Raw genomic sequence first — 2228 nt, forward strand, 5'->3', positions numbered from 1 at the left:
AACGAGATATGGGAGATAAGTTCGTCATGTTCAATGCTCTATGCAAGCAGCCGCTTCTAGTGCATGGCATCACCTCCCGGAGGCGATCGCCCTGACTGACTGCTACTGCCAGCAGCGATGGGGGTAATAGGCGATAGGGCTGCAATTACGCTGCGTGTAGTATACCGATTTGCGTTTAAGGACTTTTTGGCAGTGTCAGACCCGATCGCCCTTGGTGGAAATTTCGGCGGTTTGGGCCCCGGCAGTCGGGCAAATATCCCTGTGTCAGGCGGTTCGTCTGTGTCGTTTTGTCGGTTTGTGCGATCGCACCAAGTGTCAAATGTGGGAATGGAAAAGTTCCAGCACTTGCGAACTTCGTAATGATCGGAGCTGCTAAGCAAATGATCGGAGCTCGGTGAAAGTTCCATCACTTCGGACGGTTCCGGTTCGTACCAGTCATCGGGACACGGGGCCCACTCGCAGAAGGAATCGAGGGAAATTTCCAGCGGTTCGGGGTGTTCGGCGTCCCAAAGTGCGATCGCCTCATTGAAAGCATCGATGCTGGGAAAATCATCCGGCTCTGGCGGTTCGTCGTTGGTTTCCACTGTGAAATCGAGCAACCTGAGTTGCCCGTCAATGTCGGCTTGAAAGCGGACAATCTCAGGCTGTGGCGGGGAATAGCGAGCAAGAAATCTGTCTGATAAAACAATCCCTGTCAAGATGGGATTCTGATCAGGTTTGCACCGATAGCATCGGTAAGTCTCGTCTCGCAGTGATGCGTACTCAGGCTCTGTGCAGTAGGCACAAACTAAGAGATTTTCAGGCACAAAGCCGATCGCACTTTGGCTCACTTTTGGCTCAATCCGTCCTTTGCCATCACCACGGTTCGGCGGCTGTTCATCGTTAAATGTGGCCGCTAGTTCAATTGACTGATGGGGTAAAACTCCCCCTCTACTTGCTTCACTATTCCCTGCCAGCGCCAATACTCGATCGCCTTCTTTGTTTCCCAGTGCTTCAGCTTTAGCGCCGCTGCTATCTCGAACTGATTCGGCGGGATGAGGGCGCCGGTTATGTACATCAGCACTTTCTGTTCTGTCGAGCTGGGGTCTAGTTTCTGCATTTTGTGCGATCGGCGATTCGGTCGATTTGGGATAGACGATGCGGCCAAACTTGGACTCGATCGGCGGCTCCTGGGCTTCAAGTTGAATCGCGCCGGGGTAGTTTTTGAACCTGCTGTAATCGCAGTGCAAACAGCGAATCTCCGGTCTATCTAAATAGTCTTTCGTGCTGTACAAGGCATGAACAGCGCCACAACTTGGACATTCAACCGCTGACGGGGAAGATTCCAGCAGTGGCTCCTGGCGTTGAACTTCGATCGCCTCCGATACCGGTTCGACTTCGACACCGGGGGAAACTTCCAGCAGTTGTAGCAGTGGGGGATTGACACCGGCAATGGCATCAATCCAGTTTTGGCGGCACCGTCTGTCGCCTTCTGGTACCACATTCAGTTCCCAGCCGATTTCCTTCAATTCCTTTAAATTCTTCTGTTGCAAACTTTCCAGGGTGTACATAGGTTAGGGAAAGGGCGGGATTTGCCCACCCATTAACGTTTGGGGTATGCAGTGCAGGATGAAATTGATACTTATTGCACTACAATAGCTTATATGGTACATTGCATTACAATCGACTGTCAATACATTGCATGACAAAATTAAGAGGTACTTTGCATGGCAACTGAAACTTATGGCCAAGACGAAACACTCGCTGCACGGGGAAACCAAGTCAGTCCAATTGGCGGTTCGGATCACTCCAACGGCTCGCAAGATATTGCAAGCACTGAAGGAGGTGATGGGAGCGGCAAGCGACAGCGACGCATTAGAGCAACTGTTACGCGGACAGATTCCGCCGCTATCTCCCTCTCTGTTAGTGGGAAACTTGCTCGTCAACTGAGCAAGAGCCTTGAGGCTCAGTTGACCGAATCTTTATCTGCACACGGGTTGGCACTTGCGGACGCTGCTAAATATGAGCAAAAAATCAGCAAATTAAGAGAGGAACTCGAAAATCTTAATGGAATTATTCAAGAGCTTGACGAGGCAGAGCGTCAAATTCAAGAGAGAAAGGCAGACAACGAACTAGAGTAACCGCAAAGAAAGCCAGCACAGCGTCTCGTGCTGGCTTTTGCGTTAGATATTAGATATTAGTCATTAGTCATTAGTCATTGGAGTCGATCGCACTTATGAACAAAGGAG

Annotated in this window: 2 protein-coding genes; one reads left to right on the forward strand and one right to left on the reverse strand. The window is 50.6% G+C overall.

Annotation, left to right across the window (positions count from 1 at the left end):
* Nucleotides 1–56: 56 nt before the first annotated feature.
* On the reverse strand, nucleotides 57–1550 hold the full coding sequence (locus QUB24_RS33250; protein WP_333157842.1) for a hypothetical protein: 1494 nt from the start codon (nucleotides 1548–1550) through the stop codon (nucleotides 57–59).
* A gap of 156 nt (nucleotides 1551–1706) precedes the next feature.
* On the opposite strand from QUB24_RS33250, the gene QUB24_RS33255 reads away from it, so the two are divergent.
* Nucleotides 1707–2120, forward strand: coding sequence for a hypothetical protein (locus tag QUB24_RS33255; RefSeq protein WP_333157843.1), 414 nt, complete (start codon nucleotides 1707–1709; stop codon nucleotides 2118–2120).
* Nucleotides 2121–2228 lie beyond the last annotated feature (108 nt).

The sequence above is a fragment of the Microcoleus sp. B9-D4 genome, from assembly GCF_036705105.1.
In the GTDB taxonomy this organism is placed as follows: Bacteria; Cyanobacteriota; Cyanobacteriia; order Cyanobacteriales; family Microcoleaceae; genus Microcoleus.

Coding starts and splice junctions, on each gene's coding strand:
- QUB24_RS33250 (WP_333157842.1), bottom strand. CDS start 1,550: ATGTACACCCTGGAAAGTTTGCAACAGAAGAATTTAAAGGAATTGAAG.
- QUB24_RS33255 (WP_333157843.1), top strand. CDS start 1,707: ATGGCAACTGAAACTTATGGCCAAGACGAAACACTCGCTGCACGGGGA.